The organism is Pseudophaeobacter sp. C1-32P7, from assembly GCF_041008775.1.
Taxonomy (GTDB): Bacteria; Pseudomonadota; Alphaproteobacteria; order Rhodobacterales; family Rhodobacteraceae; genus Phycobacter; species Phycobacter gallaeciensis_A.
Genome location: NZ_JAXGFR010000068.1, coordinates 1 through 2,129, shown reverse-complemented (window position 1 = coordinate 2,129; position 2,129 = coordinate 1). Strand labels below are relative to the sequence as shown.

The 2,129-nt window shown below is 65.1% G+C and carries 3 protein-coding genes; all 3 read right to left on the bottom strand.

Features of this window, described 5'->3' with window-relative positions:
- Positions 1-890: lytic transglycosylase domain-containing protein (locus SM763_RS24065; RefSeq protein WP_369000108.1), on the bottom strand; the 890-nt coding region annotated here is incomplete at its 3' end.
- Between the two features lie 4 nt (positions 891-894).
- Complete coding sequence (locus SM763_RS24060) at positions 895-1,110, bottom strand: hypothetical protein (RefSeq protein ID WP_028095514.1); 216 nt, start codon at positions 1,108-1,110, stop codon at positions 895-897.
- Positions 1,107-2,129 (bottom strand): VirB4 family type IV secretion system protein (locus SM763_RS24055; RefSeq protein WP_369000106.1); only part of this gene is annotated, 1,023 nt, incomplete at its 5' end. The genes SM763_RS24055 and SM763_RS24060, both read right to left, overlap by 4 nt.

Here is a 2,129-nt window from a genome sequence, read left to right as displayed (position 1 = left end):
TGGGCCGAGAGGCTGAAACTCGCGTTGGCGAGGAGCACAGGGTCGATGGTGCCGAGCGCATCGATGCCGCCCACGGCCGCGAGGTAGCTGTTGTACTGCTGCGGGATCACCACGACATAGTGCTGGGTTTCCGCGAAGGGTGGCACACCGCCATAATCCTGCACATTGCCCGGCCCGGCGTTATAGGCGGCGAGCGCATGGATAATGTTGCCATCGAACATGTTCAGCATTTGTGCGAGGTATCGCGCACCGCCGGTGACCTGCAGATAGGGATCGTCGTAATAGGCCGGGTAGATCCCGAGATCGCCCGCGGTACCGGGCATGATCTGGGTAAGTCCGAAGGCCCCCAGGGGTGAGCGTGCCCCGATCTGGAAACGGCTTTCCTGCCAGATCAGCGCCTGCAAGAGACAGCGCCATTGCACGAGCGAGAGACCTGCGCGGCCGACCCCGGACAGACTATGGGTGTCGCGTGCTGCGCGGATGATCAGCTCCTCGATCCCCTCCCGGGCATCGCCGAACATCCGCGCTGCCGCTGGATTGGTGTCCTCGGGTGCATAAAGACTGGCGACCGCGCTTTCGACGTCGTCTACCGCCCCCTGCCCCGCCTCGAGCCCGGCCACGGTTCCGGCCACGTCTCCAGCGCCAAGCGACATGGCATCCATCAGCCCTTCGAGGGAGGCGAGTTGCTGGCGCTCGATTTCGGCCAGTTCCTCCTCGCGGCTTAGCCGGTCCTGCTGCAGTGCCAGGTCCCGATCGGTCTGCTCAAGGATGGCCTGCCGCTCTGCGAAGAGGCGCAGATCGAAGGTCGGCACGCCTTGGGCGACCGCTGGCCCGGCCGTGGGACCTGCCAGTGCAAAGCCGATCATCGAGAGAGGAAGCCAGGTCCGCATTGGCTCAGCCGCCCGCCCCCAAGAGGACGAAATCGCATGCCGTGTCGCGGCGCGTGACCTCCGCCCCCATGGTCGAGATCGTGGCGGTGGCGGTTCCTGCCTGCGCAGGAGCCTCGCGAAAATTGAAACAGTTGGCTTGCGGGGGGTTATGCTGCGCACAGGCTGTCAGGGTCAGGCCGAGCCCGAGCAGCACGACGCTGCGAATGATGGTACGGGTCATGTCACTCTCCAGAAATCAGGACGTTCGCGATAGTCGGGGCCGACAAGGGCCTCGCCCTTCTCCATTCCGCCAAGGATGGTCACGAGCGGGCCGAGCGCGCTGAGATCGGCATCGATCACGACGGAACCACGGTCGTCGCGTACAAGCGCGAGCCGCGAGGCCGAGCCGACGCCCAGAAGCACGTCGAGCTCTTTCTCGGTCAGGCCGAGCATCGCGTAGTCAGCGGCGGAAGCACGAATGTTGGGCAAGAGCACCTGAGTCGGCACCGCTTCCACGATGGTCTTGCCGGTGCGCGTGCGCTCGAGCTGGCTGGCATATTGGGTCATCATCACGACGACGGCGTTCTGCTTGCGGGCGGTCACCAGCCAGTTTGAGAGCCGCTCTGCGAAGTAGGCGTTGTCGAGGGCTTTCCATGCCTCGTCGATGACGATGATGGTGGGCTTGCGGTCCTCGATCACCCGCTCGACCCGGCGGAAGAGGTAGGACAGGACTGCCATGCGTTCCCGCTCGCTCTCGGAATCGAGGATGCCGGTGAGGTCAAAGCCCGCGACGTCACCGTCGATGCTGAAACTGTCCTCGGCATTGGCCCCGAAGATCCAGCCGTAGCGACCCTCGGCCGTCCATTCCTGCATACGCTCGAAGAGATCGCCCTCGTCATCGGTCGAGACCAGCAGCGAGGCGAAATCCGACCAGTTCCGTAGACCCGCATGTCCTGCGCTGGCGTTCTGGCGCACGACTTCCTGCAGTCGGTTGGTCTGAACCGGAGTCAGCGGTCGATCGCGCCGCTCCAAGAGGCTCGCGAGCCAATCAGCAAGCCATGCCTGGCCCCGCACGTCGATCTCGGTCTGGAGCGGATTGAGGCCCGTGGGGCGCCCCGCCCGCACGGTCGAATAGCTGCCGCCGAGCGCGCGGACGGCCATCTCCATCCCCGCGCGATAGTCGAATACGAAGACCCGCGCACCTGCCCGCCGTGCCATGGTCATCAGGAAAGCCGCTAGGACGGATTTGCCGGAGCCGGG

Excerpts from the sequence above, each read along its gene's own strand:
- SM763_RS24060 (WP_028095514.1), bottom strand. The coding sequence starts at position 1,110 with ATGACCCGTACCATCATTCGCAGCGTCGTGCTGCTCGGGCTCGGCCTG.